At 45.7% G+C, this 16,016-nt stretch carries 11 protein-coding genes; 9 read left to right on the top strand and 2 right to left on the bottom strand.

Annotation, left to right across the window (positions count from 1 at the left end):
* Positions 1 to 146: 146 nt before the first annotated feature.
* Positions 147 to 2,660 carry a preprotein translocase subunit SecA gene (gene secA / locus UB32_RS16330; protein ID WP_044395660.1) on the top strand — a complete coding sequence of 838 codons (2,514 nt, stop codon included), beginning with the start codon at positions 147 to 149 and terminating at the stop codon, positions 2,658 to 2,660.
* Positions 2,661 to 2,791: 131 nt separating this feature from the next.
* Positions 2,792 to 3,902, top strand: a protein-coding gene (gene prfB, locus UB32_RS16325; RefSeq protein WP_128721571.1) for a peptide chain release factor 2 whose coding sequence is annotated in 2 segments (ribosomal slippage) — positions 2,792 to 2,863 and positions 2,865 to 3,902 — 1,110 coding nt in all. Because the reading frame shifts where the segments join, the coding sequence is not laid out codon by codon here.
* A gap of 191 nt (positions 3,903 to 4,093) precedes the next feature.
* On the opposite strand, the gene UB32_RS16320 is transcribed toward prfB, so the two are convergent.
* Together UB32_RS16320 and UB32_RS16315 are read right to left on the bottom strand one after the other, a co-directional pair.
* Positions 4,094 to 5,050 (bottom strand): nuclease-related domain-containing protein, encoded by a 957-nt coding sequence (locus UB32_RS16320; RefSeq protein WP_044395670.1) that lies wholly within the window; start codon positions 5,048 to 5,050, stop codon positions 4,094 to 4,096.
* 258 nt (positions 5,051 to 5,308) lie between these two features.
* Entirely contained in the window at positions 5,309 to 7,807 is a 2,499-nt protein-coding gene (locus UB32_RS16315; protein WP_044395656.1) for a CoA-disulfide reductase, read from the bottom strand.
* Positions 7,808 to 8,157: 350 nt separating this feature from the next.
* Between UB32_RS16315 and UB32_RS16310 the strand changes: the two genes are divergently transcribed.
* The 7 genes from UB32_RS16310 (at position 8,158) to UB32_RS16280 (ending at position 15,654) form a co-directional block, all read left to right on the top strand.
* On the top strand, positions 8,158 to 8,973 hold the full coding sequence (locus UB32_RS16310) for a YitT family protein (RefSeq protein ID WP_044395668.1): 816 nt from the start codon (positions 8,158 to 8,160) through the stop codon (positions 8,971 to 8,973).
* Between the two features lie 54 nt (positions 8,974 to 9,027).
* A complete protein-coding gene (gene cccB / locus UB32_RS16305; protein WP_044395654.1) occupies positions 9,028 to 9,345 on the top strand; it encodes a cytochrome c551 in 318 nt (105 codons plus the stop codon).
* Between the two features lie 348 nt (positions 9,346 to 9,693).
* Positions 9,694 to 10,380: a cell division ATP-binding protein FtsE gene (gene ftsE / locus UB32_RS16300; protein WP_044395653.1), complete on the top strand. Its 687-nt coding sequence runs from the start codon at positions 9,694 to 9,696 to the stop codon at positions 10,378 to 10,380.
* Positions 10,370 to 11,263, top strand: coding sequence for a permease-like cell division protein FtsX (ftsX, locus tag UB32_RS16295; RefSeq protein WP_044395652.1), 894 nt, complete (start codon positions 10,370 to 10,372; stop codon positions 11,261 to 11,263). Before ftsE ends, ftsX begins: the two co-directional genes overlap by 11 nt.
* Positions 11,264 to 11,362: 99 nt before the next feature.
* The gene (locus UB32_RS16290) at positions 11,363 to 12,694 is read left to right on the top strand and encodes a murein hydrolase activator EnvC family protein (protein ID WP_044395650.1); all 1,332 of its coding nucleotides are present in this window, start codon (positions 11,363 to 11,365) and stop codon (positions 12,692 to 12,694) included.
* A 153-nt stretch (positions 12,695 to 12,847) separates the two neighbouring features.
* Positions 12,848 to 14,290, top strand: coding sequence for a S41 family peptidase (locus UB32_RS16285; RefSeq protein WP_044395648.1), 1,443 nt, complete (start codon positions 12,848 to 12,850; stop codon positions 14,288 to 14,290).
* A 194-nt stretch (positions 14,291 to 14,484) separates the two neighbouring features.
* Positions 14,485 to 15,654, top strand: a complete 1,170-nt coding sequence (locus UB32_RS16280) for a PDZ domain-containing protein (protein WP_044395646.1) — start codon at positions 14,485 to 14,487, stop codon at positions 15,652 to 15,654.
* Positions 15,655 to 16,016: the final 362 nt, after the last annotated feature.

Genomic DNA, 16,016 nt, shown 5'->3' with positions numbered 1-16,016 from the left:
GCGCCTAGCCCCTCGAGACGCTTCGGTCGGCCCAATGAAGTCAAAGAACGACTTCACTGGCAGGCCCTCCAGCGCTGTCGGGGGCTGGACAAGGCGCTTGCGCTTTTCGAATTCACTGAGATTCAATCGATAAAAGGAGCGTCTGTATGGGGATTTTAACGAAAATTTTCGACCAGAATAAACGCGATATTAAGAAATTGACGAAAATGGCGGATCAAATCGATGCGCTTGCAGCTGATATGGAAAAACTGTCTGACGACCAGCTAAGGGAAAAAGCGGAAGAGTTCAAGAATCGCTACCAGCAAGGCGAATCCACGGATGATCTGCTTGTGGAGGCATTTGCGGTTGTCCGGGAAGGTGCCAAGCGGGTTCTTGGCCTGTATCCTTATAAGGTTCAGCTGATGGGTGGGATCGCTCTCCACGAGGGAAATATTGCCGAGATGAAGACTGGGGAAGGGAAAACACTAACAGCGACCATGCCGGTTTACTTGAATGCGATCACTGGACGCGGCGTGCACGTCATCACGGTCAATGAATACCTCGCAAGCCGTGACGCGGTTGAGATGGGCAAGCTGTATGAGTTCCTGGGCCTGTCTGTTGGCCTCAACTTAAACAGCATGACGAAGGAAGAAAAGCAGGAAGCGTATCGCGCGGACATTACGTATGGTACGAACAATGAGTTTGGCTTCGACTATTTGCGTGACAATATGGTACTGTATACGGACCAGAAAGTTCAGCGTTCGCTTCATTTCTGTGTCATCGATGAAGTAGACTCCATTTTGATCGATGAAGCCCGGACGCCGTTGATCATTTCAGGCTCGGCGCAAAAGTCTGCGGCGCTATACATTCAAGCGAATGCCTTCGTGCGTACCTTGAAGCGGGAAGAGGACTACACTTATGATGAAAAAACGAAGGGTGTTCAGCTGACGGAGGAAGGGATTACGAAATCCGAGAAGGCTTTCGGCGTCGATAATCTTTTTGACATCAAGCATGTGACCTTGCTGCACCATATCAACCAGGCATTGAAGGCACACGCGAGTATGCACAAGGATGTTGATTATGTCATTCAGGACGGCGAGATTGTTATTGTCGACCAGTTCACCGGCCGTCTGATGAAGGGGCGCCGCTACAGCGAAGGCTTGCACCAGGCAATCGAGGCGAAGGAAGGCCTTGAAATCCAGAATGAAAGCATGACGCTTGCGACGATCACCTTCCAAAACTACTTCCGTATGTATGAAAAGCTTTCCGGTATGACTGGTACAGCAAAGACGGAGGAAGAGGAATTCCGTAATATATACAATATGTACGTAGTGGTTATCCCGACGAACCGTCCGATCGTCCGTGACGACCGTCCGGATTTAATTTATGCATCGATGCAGGGCAAGTTCAAGGCAGTTGCCGATGATATCGCCGAGCGCCACCAGGCTGGGCAGCCAGTGCTCGTTGGTACGGTTGCGATTGAAACGTCGGAAATCATCTCTGCATTTTTATCAAAAAAAGGCATTAAGCATAATGTCCTCAACGCGAAAAACCATGAGCGAGAGGCGGAAATCATCGCAGGAGCAGGTTCGAAGGGTGCGGTGACGATTGCAACAAACATGGCGGGTCGCGGTACAGACATCAAGCTTGGCGAGGGCGTCACAGATCTTGGCGGTCTTGCCGTCATTGGTACCGAGCGCCATGAGAGCCGTCGGATCGATAACCAGCTTCGCGGACGTTCCGGTCGTCAAGGAGACCCAGGTGTAACGCAGTTCTACCTTTCCATGGAAGATGAGCTGATGCGCCGCTTCGGTTCTGACAATATGAAGACGATGATGGAGCGCCTTGGCATGGATGATACCCAGCCAATCCAGAGCAAGATGGTATCGAAAGCGGTTGAATCTGCGCAAAAACGTGTGGAGGGCAACAACTTCGATGCCCGTAAGCAGTTGCTGCAGTACGACGATGTTCTTCGCCAGCAGCGTGAAATCATCTATAAGCAGCGTGATGAGGTGCTTGAGTCTGAAAACCTGCGCGACATCGTTGAAAAAATGATCAGGTCTTCCTTAGAGCGCAATGTTTTCGCTCATACGCCAAGCGGCGAAGAGATGGAAGATTGGGATCTGAACAGCATCATCGACTACGTGAATGGCAACCTGCTTCACGAAGGAGACGTCACCGTCGACGACCTTAGCGGCAAAGAGCAGGAGGAAATCATCGAAGTCATCATGGCCAAGGTGAAGGAGCGCTATGACGAGAAAGAAGCAATGCTGACAAACGAGCAAATGCGTGAGTTTGAAAAAGTCATCGTGCTTCGTTCCGTTGACTCCAAGTGGATGGACCATATCGACCAGATGGACCAGCTGCGCCAAGGGATCCACCTGCGTGCTTACGGCCAGATCGATCCACTGCGCGAGTACCAGCATGAAGGTTTTGCGATGTTCGAAAGCATGGTCCTTTCCATCGAAGACGATGTTGCGAAGTACATCATGAAGGCAGAAATCCGCAGCAATCTCGAGCGCCAGGAAGTAGCGAAAGGCCAGGCAGTGAATCCGAAAGAAGACGAAGGCGGAAAAGTGAAAAAGAAACCAGTCGTCAAAACAATGAATATCGGCCGCAATGACCCATGCATCTGCGGCAGCGGCAAAAAATACAAAAACTGCTGCGGCAAAGCAGAATAACTTCACCGCATCGCCGCATCGGGGGTCAGACCCCCAGTGCGGTGATGCGGTACTAAAGAGGGCGCGGGGGACCGGCTCTTTTTTTTCTGAATGGGGTATAATAGTAATTAACTTTATATGAGGTGAATGGTATGGAATTAGCAGATATCAGAAATGAGCTTGAGAAAACAGCTAAGAAATTAGCGGGCTTTAGGGGGTCTCTTTGACCTGGAAAATAAGGAAGCGCGCATCGCTGAATTAGAAGACGGTATGCTTGCGCCCGATTTCTGGGATGATCAGCAAAAAGCACAGGTTGTCATCAACGAAACCAATGAGCTGAAAGAACAGGTAGATGTTTTTAAGGAGCTAAGCGAGATATACGAAAATCTCGATCTGACGTATGAGCTGGTGAAAGAGGAAAACGACACAGATCTTCGCGAGGAATTGGAGAAGGAGCTCGTCGAGTTTAAAGAGCGCCTGAGTGAGTTTGAGCTTCAGTTGTTGTTGAGTGAAGAGTTTGATAAAAATAATGCAATCCTCGAGTTGCATCCAGGGGCTGGCGGAACCGAGTCCCAGGATTGGGGTTCGATGCTGCTGCGTATGTATACACGCTGGGCGGAGAAGCGCGGCTTCAAGGTGGAGACATTGGATTATCTTCCCGGCGATGAAGCGGGCATTAAGAGTGTCACGCTAGCGATCAAAGGTCATAATGCATACGGATATTTGAAAGCGGAAAAAGGCGTACACCGCCTCGTTCGAATTTCGCCGTTTGACTCGTCAGGCCGCCGCCATACTTCATTCGTTTCCTGTGAAGTCATGCCGGAATTCAATAACGAAATCGAGATTGACATTCGGCCGGAAGACTTGAAAATCGATACGTACCGTGCAAGCGGCGCTGGCGGTCAGCACATTAACACCACTGACTCAGCCGTCCGAATTACCCACTTGCCGACTGGTGTCGTTGTATCATCTCAAGCAGAACGTTCGCAGATCAAAAACCGCGATACATCGATGAAAATGCTGAAAGCAAAGTTGTACCAGCGTGAAATTGAACAGCAACAAGTAGAACTCGACGAAATTCGTGGCGAGCAAAAAGAAATCAGCTGGGGCAGTCAAATCCGCTCCTACGTGTTCCATCCGTATTCCATGGTGAAGGATCACCGGACTGGAACGGAATCCGGCAACGTGCAAGCCGTCATGGACGGGGATATTGATCAGTTTATCGACGCATATTTGCGCTCCAAGTTGAGTTTGAGTGAGTAAAATAGGTGTTTTGGGAGTCCCCCGCCGGGTTTGGCGGGGGATTTTTAGGGAATCTCTCGGTATAGATGATGATTCTCTCTGTAAAAGCTCATTATCTCTTGTTTAATGTGGATAATCTCTCATAATAAATCAAGAATCTCTCGCCAACACATTCTATTCTCTCATTTATCCAAATAATGGATTCTAAGGAATTACTTTGGAAAATAAACTCTGTTTTTTGTGGTCCCTGAAAAGGGGAGTTTCGTGTTGAGGAGGAGCCTAGAAGCTGTTTTATCTGATGGAAGCTTTAACAGCAGCCGGAGCTGCTTGTTTGTGATGGAGGGGTTACCGATTAAAAAGTAATCCATTATCGTTTGTACATGTGCATCAGATGAGCTGGTTCCGCAATTGGCACAGTGCCAGCTCCCTGATATTCGCTCCATATACAGCCGGCTGCAGGATGGACAAGCAACCCCTAGAACGAAATCCGCTGAAGAAAGACTGAATTTATTCAGATGGGATCCCTCGGGTTCATGGCTTTTAATCAAAAATTTAACTAATCTTTTTATATCCTTTTGCGAAAAGATTTCTTTGGTGTTTCGATTTTTGAATTCCTCTATTTTCATGACTGCAGCTCCGCCCTTACAAACTCTTTTATATATTTCTTCATTTTTGGTTGGGTTTTGAAGGATGGAGCCTTGATTGCTGTAGGTGACGAGGAATTCCAGTGGAGGAATTGTGAAGTGGTTCAGTTTGAGCCAATGGGCCAGCTGAATCAATTGCCTTTTTACTTGCAAGACTGGATCATCGTAAATCTCCGTTTTACCATTATTCCTGCGAATGACCTGGTTAAAATCTGCGTCGAATTCAATATAGCCAGGCATATTTTTATTTTCGATTAAAAGGATGAAAGTAATGGAGAGCAAGAGGAAATCGATTTGGAAGTGATTGTTTCCCAAAGGAAGGCGGATATTCTGGAGAATATAGAATTCGGAATCGTCTAGCAGGCTGAGATAATAGTCCATGTCCTGTTCCCCTTTGAATCCGGCTCTTCGAATCAAAAGATCTTGGGTAATTTCGGTTCTTTTTGGATGATTGAGAGGAAGGCGCCTCAATAAAGCCTCATCAATCAAGATTCGTAATGGTATTTCTCTCTTTTTTACAATCAAAATGGAATCACTCCTTATTATTTTGATGATTATATTCAACATGACGATTGAAAAGTCCTGCTTGAAGTTCAGAAAAATGGAATCTCTCATTTAAAAAGCGGAATCTCTCGGCACACAGTGAGATTCTCTCAGCGTGACAAAATATTCTCTCGGATTATTAATAAAATCTCTCCCAAAAGGGACTCTATCTCTCATTTAACCTCAATATGGAAAAAAAGGAAAAAAAGCGTCCCTCAACATAGAGGACCGCTCCACTTATTAGATGAACAAATTCAACCCAGAATCCTCTGCATCTCCAAGATATGCTGCAACGCCGCCAATCTCGACTCCGTCAATTAGCTCTTCTTTGGAAATTCCCATAATATCCATGCTCATGCCGCAAGCAACCAGTTTCACACCGGCGTCGATGGCGTTTTTCATCAAGGTTTCAAGGCTGTCGACGTTTTTGTTGGCCATGACAGTCTTGATCATTTTTGATCCCATGCCGGCCATGTTCATTTTGGACAGCGGCAGGTCGCTAGCGCCTTTTGGCATCATCATGCTGAACATTTTTGCCATCATGTCTTTTTCAGTAGATGGTGCATCGTTGCGCTTCAAGATGTTCAGTCCCCAGAAGGTGAAGAACAAAGTTACCTCTTTTCCCATCGCCGCGGCGCCAGATGCGATGATGAAGGTAGCGATGGCCTTGTCGAGCTCTCCGCTGAATACGACCATTGTCGCACCCTTTCTGGCTGGCACTTCGATAGGAGCGGCCATCGCGACAACGTTCCCTTTCCTAATCTGAGCTTTGAACTTTTTATCCTCAAATTTATAGCTGAGCAGCTTGTTGCCGGTCTTTTCGCACCATGCGTTGATGTCTTTTCCGAAGCCTGGGTCGGTCGCGTGAACTTCCAGCACCTCGCCTTCCTTCATGTCGCCAATTGTTTTGTAAACCTTCATGATTGGGCCAGGACAAGACAAGCCGCAAGCGTCAAGAGTCGTTGTTTTCGCCGAAGACTCTAATGCTAATCCAACACTTGCCTGCGCTGCACCAGCTGCGAGTTCCTCCATTGCAGCATTCCGCTGGGCAACGCCGTTATCGCTGATTGGTGTTCCGCAGTTTTCGCTCGCATCTGGCTCGAACACGCAAGAATAAGTCTTGTATCCGCCATCGAGGTTCTTCACATTGAATCCAGCCTGCTTGAGGATCCGTGAAGCCAAATATCCACGAAGTCCAACTTGGCAGTACACGTATACGTCTTTCGTCGGAATCTCGTCAAGTCGCTCACGCAGCTCACCAAGCGGAATGTTCACAGAGCCGTCGATCATCCCCATGTCGCGCTCGATTGGTTCGCGAACGTCAATCAAATATCCGCCGTCCGCTAGAATGTCATTTATCTCGTGCCACTGCACAGTGTCCACAAGACCTTCGGCGATATTTTTGGCTGCATATCCCGCCATATTGACCGGATCTTTAGCGGAAGAGTAAGGCGGTGCGTATGCGAGCTCAAGATCTGGCAAGTCAAAAATGGTCATGCCGCCTTTGATGGCTGTTGCCAACACATCGATTCGTTTGTCGGCACCATCATACGATACAGCCTGAGCGCCAAAGATTTTTCCTGTCTCACGGTCGAATATCAATTTCAGGGCAATTGGGAACGCACCTGGATAGTATCCGGCGTGAGAGCTTGGGTGAACGTGCACAACATCGTAAGAAATGCCAAGTCGCTTCAATGTTTTTTCGTTATTGCCTGTTGCGGCAACTGTCATGTCAAATACCTTCGCAATCGATGTGCCAAGGGTTCCTTGGTACTTAGAATCGATGCCGTTGATGCGGTCAGCGACGATGCGTCCCTGGCGGTTTGCTGGCCATGCAAGCGGAATGTGAGTCGCCTGGCCATTGATGTAATCCTTCACTTCAATCGCGTCGCCAATGGCATAGATGCTTTCGTCTGCTGTCTGCAATCGTTCATTAACACGAATCGCACCGCGAAGTCCCAGCTCCAAGCCCGCTTCCTTCGCCAATTTATTTTCAGGAACGACACCGATCGCAAGGATGATCAAATCCGTTTCGAGCTGCTTTCCGCTGGTGAGGTTGATCAGTTTTCCATTGTTATCAAAAGATTTCACCCCATCTTCAAGCACAAGGTTTACGCCTTTTTCACGAACGTGCTGGTGTAAAATAGAAGCCATTTCAAAATCGATTGGCGCCATAATCTGGTTCGCCATTTCAACCAGTGTTACTTCAATTCCGCGTTCCCGGAGGTTTTCGGCCATTTCGACACCGATGAAGCCACCGCCAATCACTGCCGCTTTCCTTGGCTGCTGCTCATCAACATACGCCTTGATTTTATCAGTGTCCGGAATATTGCGAAGCGTAAACAATGCTTGTGCCTCATCAATGCCTGGAATCGGAGGCTTAATAGGGCTCGCTCCGGGTGATAACACAAGCACATCATAATTTTCTTCGTATGATTCGCCAGTTTTCAAATTCTTGATTTCCACCATCTTGCGCTCCCGATCAATGCGCGTTACTTCGCTCAAATTGCGAATATCCATATTGAATTTTTTTGACATGCCTTCCACTGTTTGTACAAGCAAAGCGTCGCGTTCCTGAATCGCCCCACCAATATAATAAGGAAGGCCGCAGTTGGCGAAAGAAATGTATTCTCCCCGTTCGATCATTATGATTTCTGTCTGTTCATCCAATCTTCTCAACCGGGCAGCCGTTGTAGCACCACCAGCAACTCCACCTACGATTACCACTTTTTTAGCCATTTAAAATACCCTCTTTCTGAAAAAATTTATTGTGTAATATTGAGCAATCTTTGTTAAAAAAAATAATTTCATCTCCAGACAGGAATACTAATCAATCCTATACGTGAAATATATCACAAAGTACGACTAGGGGTAAGGGTATTTAGGAAAACGTCAAAAAATGTTCATAATTTCACAAGCGACAAAAGCCTGTAAAAACTCCTGCCACTTTTCTCCTTTAACACGGCGCATTGTTATCGTTTACAGAAAATTTGCGACATGCTATACTCACTGACGGCATAAACGGAAAAGGGGATAGGACAGTGAAAAAACGGCGAAATCAGAAGATTCATCCAGCTATATCCAGGTTGATGGAATATGGCTATGTGTTGATCGGTTCTGGGATTGTTGCTCTATCGTTTAATGTGTTTCTGCTGCCGAACCGGATTGCTTCGGGTGGAGTGAGCGGAATTAGTACGATTTTGGATGCGACGATTGGCTGGGAGCCGGCATACGTGCAATGGGCCTTAAATATTCCATTATTTATCGCGGGAGTTATTTTTCTAGGAAGGCAATATGGGTATAAAACACTTGCAGGAACGATCTTTCTGCCCTTCGTCGTGTTCCTGACAAGCGATGTGGAGCCATGGACTCTCGATCCGTTGTTAGGATCCTTATTCGGAGGAATAGGCGTCGGATTGGGGCTTGGAATTGTCTTTAGAGGAAATGCTTCCACCGGCGGAACGGATTTGGCAGCGCAAATTATCCAAAAATTTTCGGGACTTTCAATTGGTACATGCGTGGCGTTGATCGACGGACTAATCGTCTTGTCGGCAGCGATTGTCTTTGATATCGAGCGTGGACTTTATGCTTTGATCGGGCTGTATGTGACTAGTAAAACAATTGATCTCGTTCAGGTCGGCATCGGTCGCTCAAAGATGGCAATGATCATCACGAATCGCCAGGATGAAGTTCGTGAAGCGATTTTGAATAAAATTGACCGTGGTGTGACAAAACTATCAGCATACGGAGGTTATACCGACCAAGAACGGCCGATTATCATGTGTGTCGTCGATCAGACGGAATTCACAAAATTGAAACATTTAGTCCAATCCATTGATCCCGTTGCATTCGTGATTGTAATGGATGCCTCGGAAGTATTGGGGGAGGGTTTTAAAAGAGCTTAATATTGGTATAATATAGTAGTCATGTTTGTAAAACTTTCGAAAGGGGAGATACGTTTGAAGAAAAAACTAGCGGCATTATTAATGGGTACAACGTTAGCGCTGGCAGCCTGTGGCGGTGGCGGTGGCGGCGATCAAGCTGGCGGCGACAAGGCTGGGGCAGACCCAGAAAAACTTTTTAACCAAAAATGCTCCAGTTGCCATGGCGGCAACTTGGAAGGCGGCGTAGGGCCAAAATTAAGTGATGTAGGATCCCGGCTATCACAAGATCAGATTGAAAGTACAATCGCGAATGGTCAAGGAGCAATGCCACCTAAGTTATTGGAAGGAGCTGACGCTTCAGCCGTGGCTGAATGGTTGGCAAACAAAAAATAGCGAGTATTGGAAACGTTCTGTTAAAAGCAGGACGTTTTTTTGCATTCACATTTTGTACAAACAAGTTATCGACAAAAATTTTATGCTATCGTAATAAAACTAAAAATTCGACTAATCTCAAAACTTCCTACCAAAAGGGTTTTTACTAGATAAATAGGGAACAAGGCATCGGAAATGTAAAGCTAAATTCACGTGAACAGTGGATTATGGGACCTTTTATGAAATTTGAAAAGAAACTGTAATATAGAAAAGGGTTTTTTTGATAGAACAAGATGCTATAATAGTTTTGTTACAAATTGTCGAATGAATAGCCACGTGATAAGACTAACTATCTAAGGTGATACAAAAATGATTGATATGCAGGATGTGTATAAGACTTATCCCAACGGCATTTTGGCCGCCAATGGATTGAATGTCCATATAGACGCAGGTGAATTTTTATACGTGGTAGGACCTAGCGGTGCTGGAAAATCTACTTTTATAAAAATGATGTACCGGGAAGAAAAGCCTTCAAAAGGATCCATCGTTATAAATGGTGTTAACCTCGCAAAGCTTAAGGACAGCAAAGTACCGTTGCTTCGTCGTAATATTGGCGTCGTATTCCAGGACTTCAAATTGCTTCCTACTCTCTCAGTCTATGAAAATGTCGCGTTCGCGATGGAGGTTGTTGAGGAATCCCCACAATATATCAAAAAGAGGGTTATGGAAACTTTGGAATTAGTGGGCTTGAAGCATAAGGCCAGGGCGCTCCCGACAGAGCTATCAGGCGGGGAGCAGCAGCGCGTTGCCATTGCTCGCTCGATCGTGAATGCGCCAAAAGTGGTGATCGCCGATGAGCCTACGGGGAATCTTGATCCGGACACCTCGTGGGGAATTATGAACATCTTTGAAGAAATTAATATGAGGGGAACCACCATTGTCATGGCCACCCACAACAAAGAGATCGTCAACACAATTAAGCATCGCGTTATTGCGATTGAGAACGGCCGGATTGCGCGTGATGAAATGAAAGGTGAGTACGGATATGAAGGCTAGAACATTCCGCCGCCACATTCGTGAAAGCTTTAAAAGTATAGCCCGGAATGGCTGGATGACCTTTGCATCCGTAAGTGCCGTAACGGTTACCCTGCTTTTGGTCGGTGTCTTTTTCGTCATTATGATGAATTTAAATAAAGTCGCAACCACAATCGAGGAGGATGTAGAAATCCGAGTTCATGTGGATGCAGCAGCGAACGACAAAGATAAAGAGGTATTGGAACAACAGATTAATCAAGTTTCTGGCATCAAGAATGTCACTTTTTCCCCTAAGGAAAAGGAACTTGAGAACCTAATTGCCAGTCTTGGCGACCAGGGGGAAGCCTTCCAGCTGTTTGAACAGGACAATCCTTTGAACGATGTGTTCGTCGTAAAGACGAAAAATCCTACTGACACAATGAATGTCGCAAAGAAGCTCGAGAAACTGAATTATGTAACGACCGTCAAATATGGTCAAGGTACGGTTGAGAAATTATTCAGTTTTATAAAAATTAGCCGGAATGTCGGACTCGTTCTGATTGTCGGACTTCTTTTTACGGCCATGTTCCTGATCTCGAATACCATTAAAATCACGATCATGGCGCGCAAACGAGAGATTGAGATTATGAGACTCGTAGGAGCAACAAACGGGTTTATCAGGTGGCCGTTTTTCCTTGAAGGGTTATGGCTCGGTGTTCTCGGAGCAATCATTCCGATTGCGGTAGTGTCAACAGCGTATTATTACGCTGTTGACTTCTTAAACGAAAAGCTAAAAGATCATTTTATTACATTACTCGAATTCAACCCGTTTGTTTACCAGCTGTCTGCGATCCTGATTATCATGGGTGCTGCAATTGGAATCTGGGGAAGTCTCATGTCCGTCCGCAAGTTTTTAAAAGTGTAAGGGAGTCGAACGTTTCTCCTAAACACTACATACCCAATAGACGAGAGATAGAAACAAAAAGTTACGAAACTATCATGAGTAAGAGAGGGGAAAGATCTAGTGAAAAAGCAGATACTCTCACTAGCAGTAGTCAGTACTTTAAGCCTAGGTGCAGTGATAAGCCCAATGTATGCCAACGCCGAATCAATTTCCAGTTTGGAACAGAAGAAGCAGGAAGCGTTAAATAAACGCTCCGGATTAAACAGTGAGATTGATGAAAAAAAATCCGCAATTACGGAAATTCAATCGGACCAGGAAAAAGTAAAGAGTGAGATTGGAGCACTTGATACTGCAGTAAAGGACACGGAAAACAAAATTAAAGAAAAAAATGCTCAAATTGATCAAACCACTGCTGAAATCGAGCAGCTGAAAGTGGAGATAGCAGAATTGATCGAGCGTATTAATAAAAGAAATGCATTGCTGAAGGATAAAGCTCGCTCGATGCAAGAAAGCGGAGGAACGATCAGCTATATGGATGTTCTTCTCGGCGCACAAAGCTTCAGCGACTTCATTGACAGAGTAAATGCAGTTACTACGATTGTACAAGCTGACAAGGATATTCTTGTGCAGCATCAGAAGGATAAAGATGACTTGGAAAAAAAGCAAAAGCAAGTGGAAACAAAGCTTTCCGATCTTCAATCGATGAAGAAGGAATTAGAAGCCTTGAAAGGTCAGCTAAAAGGGAAAATAGCTAGACAGCAAGAGTTGATGAAAGAGCTCGAACAGGAAGAGCACCAAATGCACGGAGAAATCAACGATATTGCTGAACAGCAGAAAATTTTAGCTTCACAAGCCGATGCCATCGAAAAAGCAATTGCTCTCGAGAAGAAACGTCAAGCGGAGATTGCAGCTGAACAGGAAAGACAAGCTAAACTGGCTAGAGAACAAGCTCAGCTGGCTAGAGATCGAGCAGCGGCACAGAAGAAAAGCGGGACTTCAGAGTCTTCTGCACCTGCATCTGCACCCCAAGTTTTGGCGCCTCCCGTATCTAATGGCATGTTTATGTGGCCGGCCCGCGGTTATGTATCTTCATCCACTGGCTCCAGAGGGGGAGCTTACCACTACGGAATCGATATAGCGAGCGGTGGAACGGTTCCAATCGTCGCCGCAGCTGATGGGTATGTCAGTCAATCTTATACATCCAGCAGTTATGGGGAAGTTATCTTTATTACCCATTCGATAAACGGCAAAATCTATACGACAGTTTATGCACATATGAGAACTGGTTCAAGAACAGTGGGACCTGGGTCCGTCGTCTCCAAAGGTCAAAGAATTGGGACAATGGGCAATACAGGGCAATCTAGCGGTCAACATTTGCACTTCGAATTGCATGATGGACCTTGGACTCCTGACAAGCGAAACTACGTCAACCCTATTCCGTATTTGAGATAAGCATGTAAGGAAGAGACTTCCATTCTCTTCCTTTTTTTATTCCCAATTGCTAGTCCTATATCCAAGCCATGTGAAAATTAATCCTTCATAACCTGTCCATCTTCGTCATATAATGGGAATCATAGAATGCGGTAAACAGGGAGGAGTTTGGCAATGGATCGTAAATGGATTGCCATTTTGATGGCGGGATCGCTGCTGACTGGTGCGGGAGGTACATACGCCGGAATGCAATGGTACGCTGGAGTGCTAGACCATCAGATTTTTCCTTCCAAGGAAAATGGGCCAGCAAATTCTAGCGAGTCGGACCATCTTGAAAAAGTTGCGCAGGCCTACAGTTTGATTTTCACTAATTATCTGGAAAAGGTAGAAGAAGAAAAGCTGGTGGAGGGTGCGATACAAGGAATGCTGTCCACATTGGAGGATCCCTATTCCGTCTATATGGACAAGGAAACGGCCAAGCAATTCAATCAGACATTGGAGTCATCATTTGAAGGGATTGGCGCGGAAGTCAGTTCCGTCGATGGGAAAGTGGTGATTGTTTCACCATTTAAAAATTCACCTGCAGAAAAAGCGGGACTGAAGCCGAACGATCAAATTCTGAAGATCAATGGAGATAGTATTGAAGGGCTGGATTTGTTTGAAGCAACTATGAAAATTCGCGGAAAAAAAGGGACGTCAGTCGTTCTCGAGATTGGACGGGAAGGCTTGAATGATCCCGTTCAAGTAAAAGTAACTCGAGATGAAATCCCCCAAATTACCGTTTACAGTGATATGAAAAAGGTAAATGGCGAAAAAGTTGGCTACCTGGAGATCACCTCTTTTTCCGAGGAAACCTCAAAGGAGTTCGATAAGGAACTGACAGCTTTGGAAAAAGCGGGGCTGGATGCCCTGTTGATTGATGTGCGCGGAAATCCTGGCGGGCTGCTTTCGAGTGTCGAGGAGATCTTGCGGGAACTGATCCCTAAAGATAAGCCGCTTTATCAAATAGAGGAACGAAACGGCGAGAAGACACGCTATTTTTCCAATTTGGATAAAGCGAAAGACTACCCAATTGGTGTGCTGATAAATGACGGCAGTGCATCAGCATCGGAAATCTTGGCCGGGGCAATGAAGGAAGCGGGTGGCTATCCAGTAATCGGCGAGAAGACTTTTGGTAAGGGAACAGTCCAGCAGGCTGTACCGATGGGGGATGGCAGCAATATTAAACTGACGGTATTTAAATGGCTGACGCCGAATGGAAACTGGATCCACAAGAAAGGCATCGAGCCAACCGTCGAAGTGATGCAGCCGGCGCTTTATGATACCCATCCCATCCAAGCCGAAAAACCGCTCAAGCTCGATATGAATAATGAACAAGTCAAAAATGCGCAGGAAATTCTTGTCGGCCTTGGATTGGAGCCAGGCCGTACGGATGGCTATTTCAACGGCATGACCGAAATTGCCGTCAAAGCATTCCAACGGAAAAATGATCTGCCGGTGACGGGTGCCATCGATGCAAAAACTGCCTCGGCACTCGAGGAAGCGGTCAGACAGGCAATGAAACTGGAAGAAAATGACCTGCAGCTGCAAACCGCCTTGAGGCTGCTGGCGAAATAACCAAAAAGCTGTACCTTATTGGGTGCAGCTTTTTGGTTATTTTCTTATCCTCTCTCGTGATCGAAAAGTTCGGCAAAATGCCTCCGCATTAGACATAAGAAAAAAATCCCTTCCATATTCCTCAACTATTAATAGGTTTTCCCCCGTACATTTGATAGAATAAGCTTAAAATCATGAAAGGCTGGTGACATAGGGTGGCACAAGATTGGTTCTTGGAACTAGTGAAAGGGACGGGCAGGCTGCTGCTTCACCCTGTGTTCTATTATTCTCTTTTTCTAGCGGCGCTTTTTGGTGTTTCGCGCGTGAAACGAGAACGGAAAAACTTCACGGTCCGATCGGAGGATGCCTTTTTTGAACTCAGGCAACTTTTTCCCGTTGGTATTGTGATTGGTTTAGTGATTTCCCTTATTATTATAGGAGCAGGAATTGTCCTTCCGTTCGCTGCAATTGTATTAATTGCTGCAGCGACATTGCTTTGGAGCTTTACCGCGAGACTCAGACTGCTCGCTCCAGCCTATACCGTGGGTGCTGCGTTCTTTGCACTAGCCTTTCTGTCTGGAAAAAAAATCGTCGGCGATCTATTTACAAATCTCGATGAAAAAATATACCCATCCATCGCTATATTGCTGGCATTGCTGACAATTGGCGAAGGATTTCTGATTTTAAAGAATGCGAAAAAAGGAACTTCTCCAAAATTAATCAAGAGCAAGCGCGGCCAGACAGTCGGTGTCCATGAGGTGAAACGATTGTGGCTGGTTCCGGCTTTTATGCTGATTCCGGGAAATACCCTCACCTTGCCGTTCGACTGGTGGCCGGTGTTCACGCTTGGCGAAAATTCCTATTCATTGCTGCTCGTACCATTTGCGATCGGCATGCAGCAGCAAATCAAGGGGATGCTGCCGAGGGAAGCCGTTCAGCAGCAGGGCAGACGGGTAATCGGACTTGGCATCCTGATCGCATTGATTGCGGCAATCGGCTACTGGTATCCAATTGCAGCAATCGCAGCTGTATCCATCGCGATTATCGGACGCGAAGCATTGACCCTTTTGCAACAAATGCAGGAAGAGAACAGGCCGTTTTATTTTGCAAAAAAGAACCAGGGCGTGATGATTCTAGGTATCCTAAGAGGATCACCAGCGGAAAAAATGGCTTTGGAAGTCGGAGAGAATATCACCAAGGTCAATGGCACATACGTCCATGACGAATCATCATTTTATGAGGCACTATCGCGCAACAGAGCACACTGCAAACTGGAAGTACTTGATACGAACGGACAAATCCGCTTCGTGCAGCGGGCACTGTTTGAAGGAGACCACCACGAACTAGGCATCCTCTTCGTTCAGGATGAGAAAAAGTGGGGGTGAAATAACTGGAAAGTTTGTAGGTTTTCAAAATTAATTGGAAATTTGTCAAAATCCACTGGAAAACTTGTCATAATTTATTGGAAAGATTATTTGGACTGTTTTACAAAACTTAATAAAATATTTTTTTACTAAAAAGCTCTTTAAGAGAATCATCTTGAAAGGGCTTTTTCATTTAATTTATTTATGATTCTTTTCACTTACAAATAGGCGACTAATCCAATTGCTTATATTGAATTTTAAGATGGGGAAGCATATAGAAGTGATCACATAAATTAAAAACAAATTGTAAACTAAGGTACTTCATAAATAGGTCATAAATTCAAAGTTGGAAGTCAGATCGATCAACTATTAAATCAAGTTTT

This window comes from Mesobacillus subterraneus, assembly GCF_000934845.1.
In the GTDB taxonomy this organism is placed as follows: Bacteria; Bacillota; Bacilli; order Bacillales; family Cytobacillaceae; genus Mesobacillus; species Mesobacillus stamsii.
The sequence above is the reverse complement of the archived record's forward strand: the minus strand, read 5'-3'. Positions and strand labels throughout refer to the sequence as shown.

Coding starts and splice junctions, on each gene's coding strand:
- secA (WP_044395660.1), top strand. CDS start 147: ATGGGGATTTTAACGAAAATTTTCGACCAGAATAAACGCGATATTAAG.
- UB32_RS16310 (WP_044395668.1), top strand. CDS start 8,158: ATGGAATATGGCTATGTGTTGATCGGTTCTGGGATTGTTGCTCTATCG.
- UB32_RS16315 (WP_044395656.1), bottom strand. CDS start 7,807: ATGGCTAAAAAAGTGGTAATCGTAGGTGGAGTTGCTGGTGGTGCTACA.
- UB32_RS16285 (WP_044395648.1), top strand. CDS start 12,848: ATGGATCGTAAATGGATTGCCATTTTGATGGCGGGATCGCTGCTGACT.
- ftsX (WP_044395652.1), top strand. CDS start 10,370: ATGAAGGCTAGAACATTCCGCCGCCACATTCGTGAAAGCTTTAAAAGT.
- ftsE (WP_044395653.1), top strand. CDS start 9,694: ATGATTGATATGCAGGATGTGTATAAGACTTATCCCAACGGCATTTTG.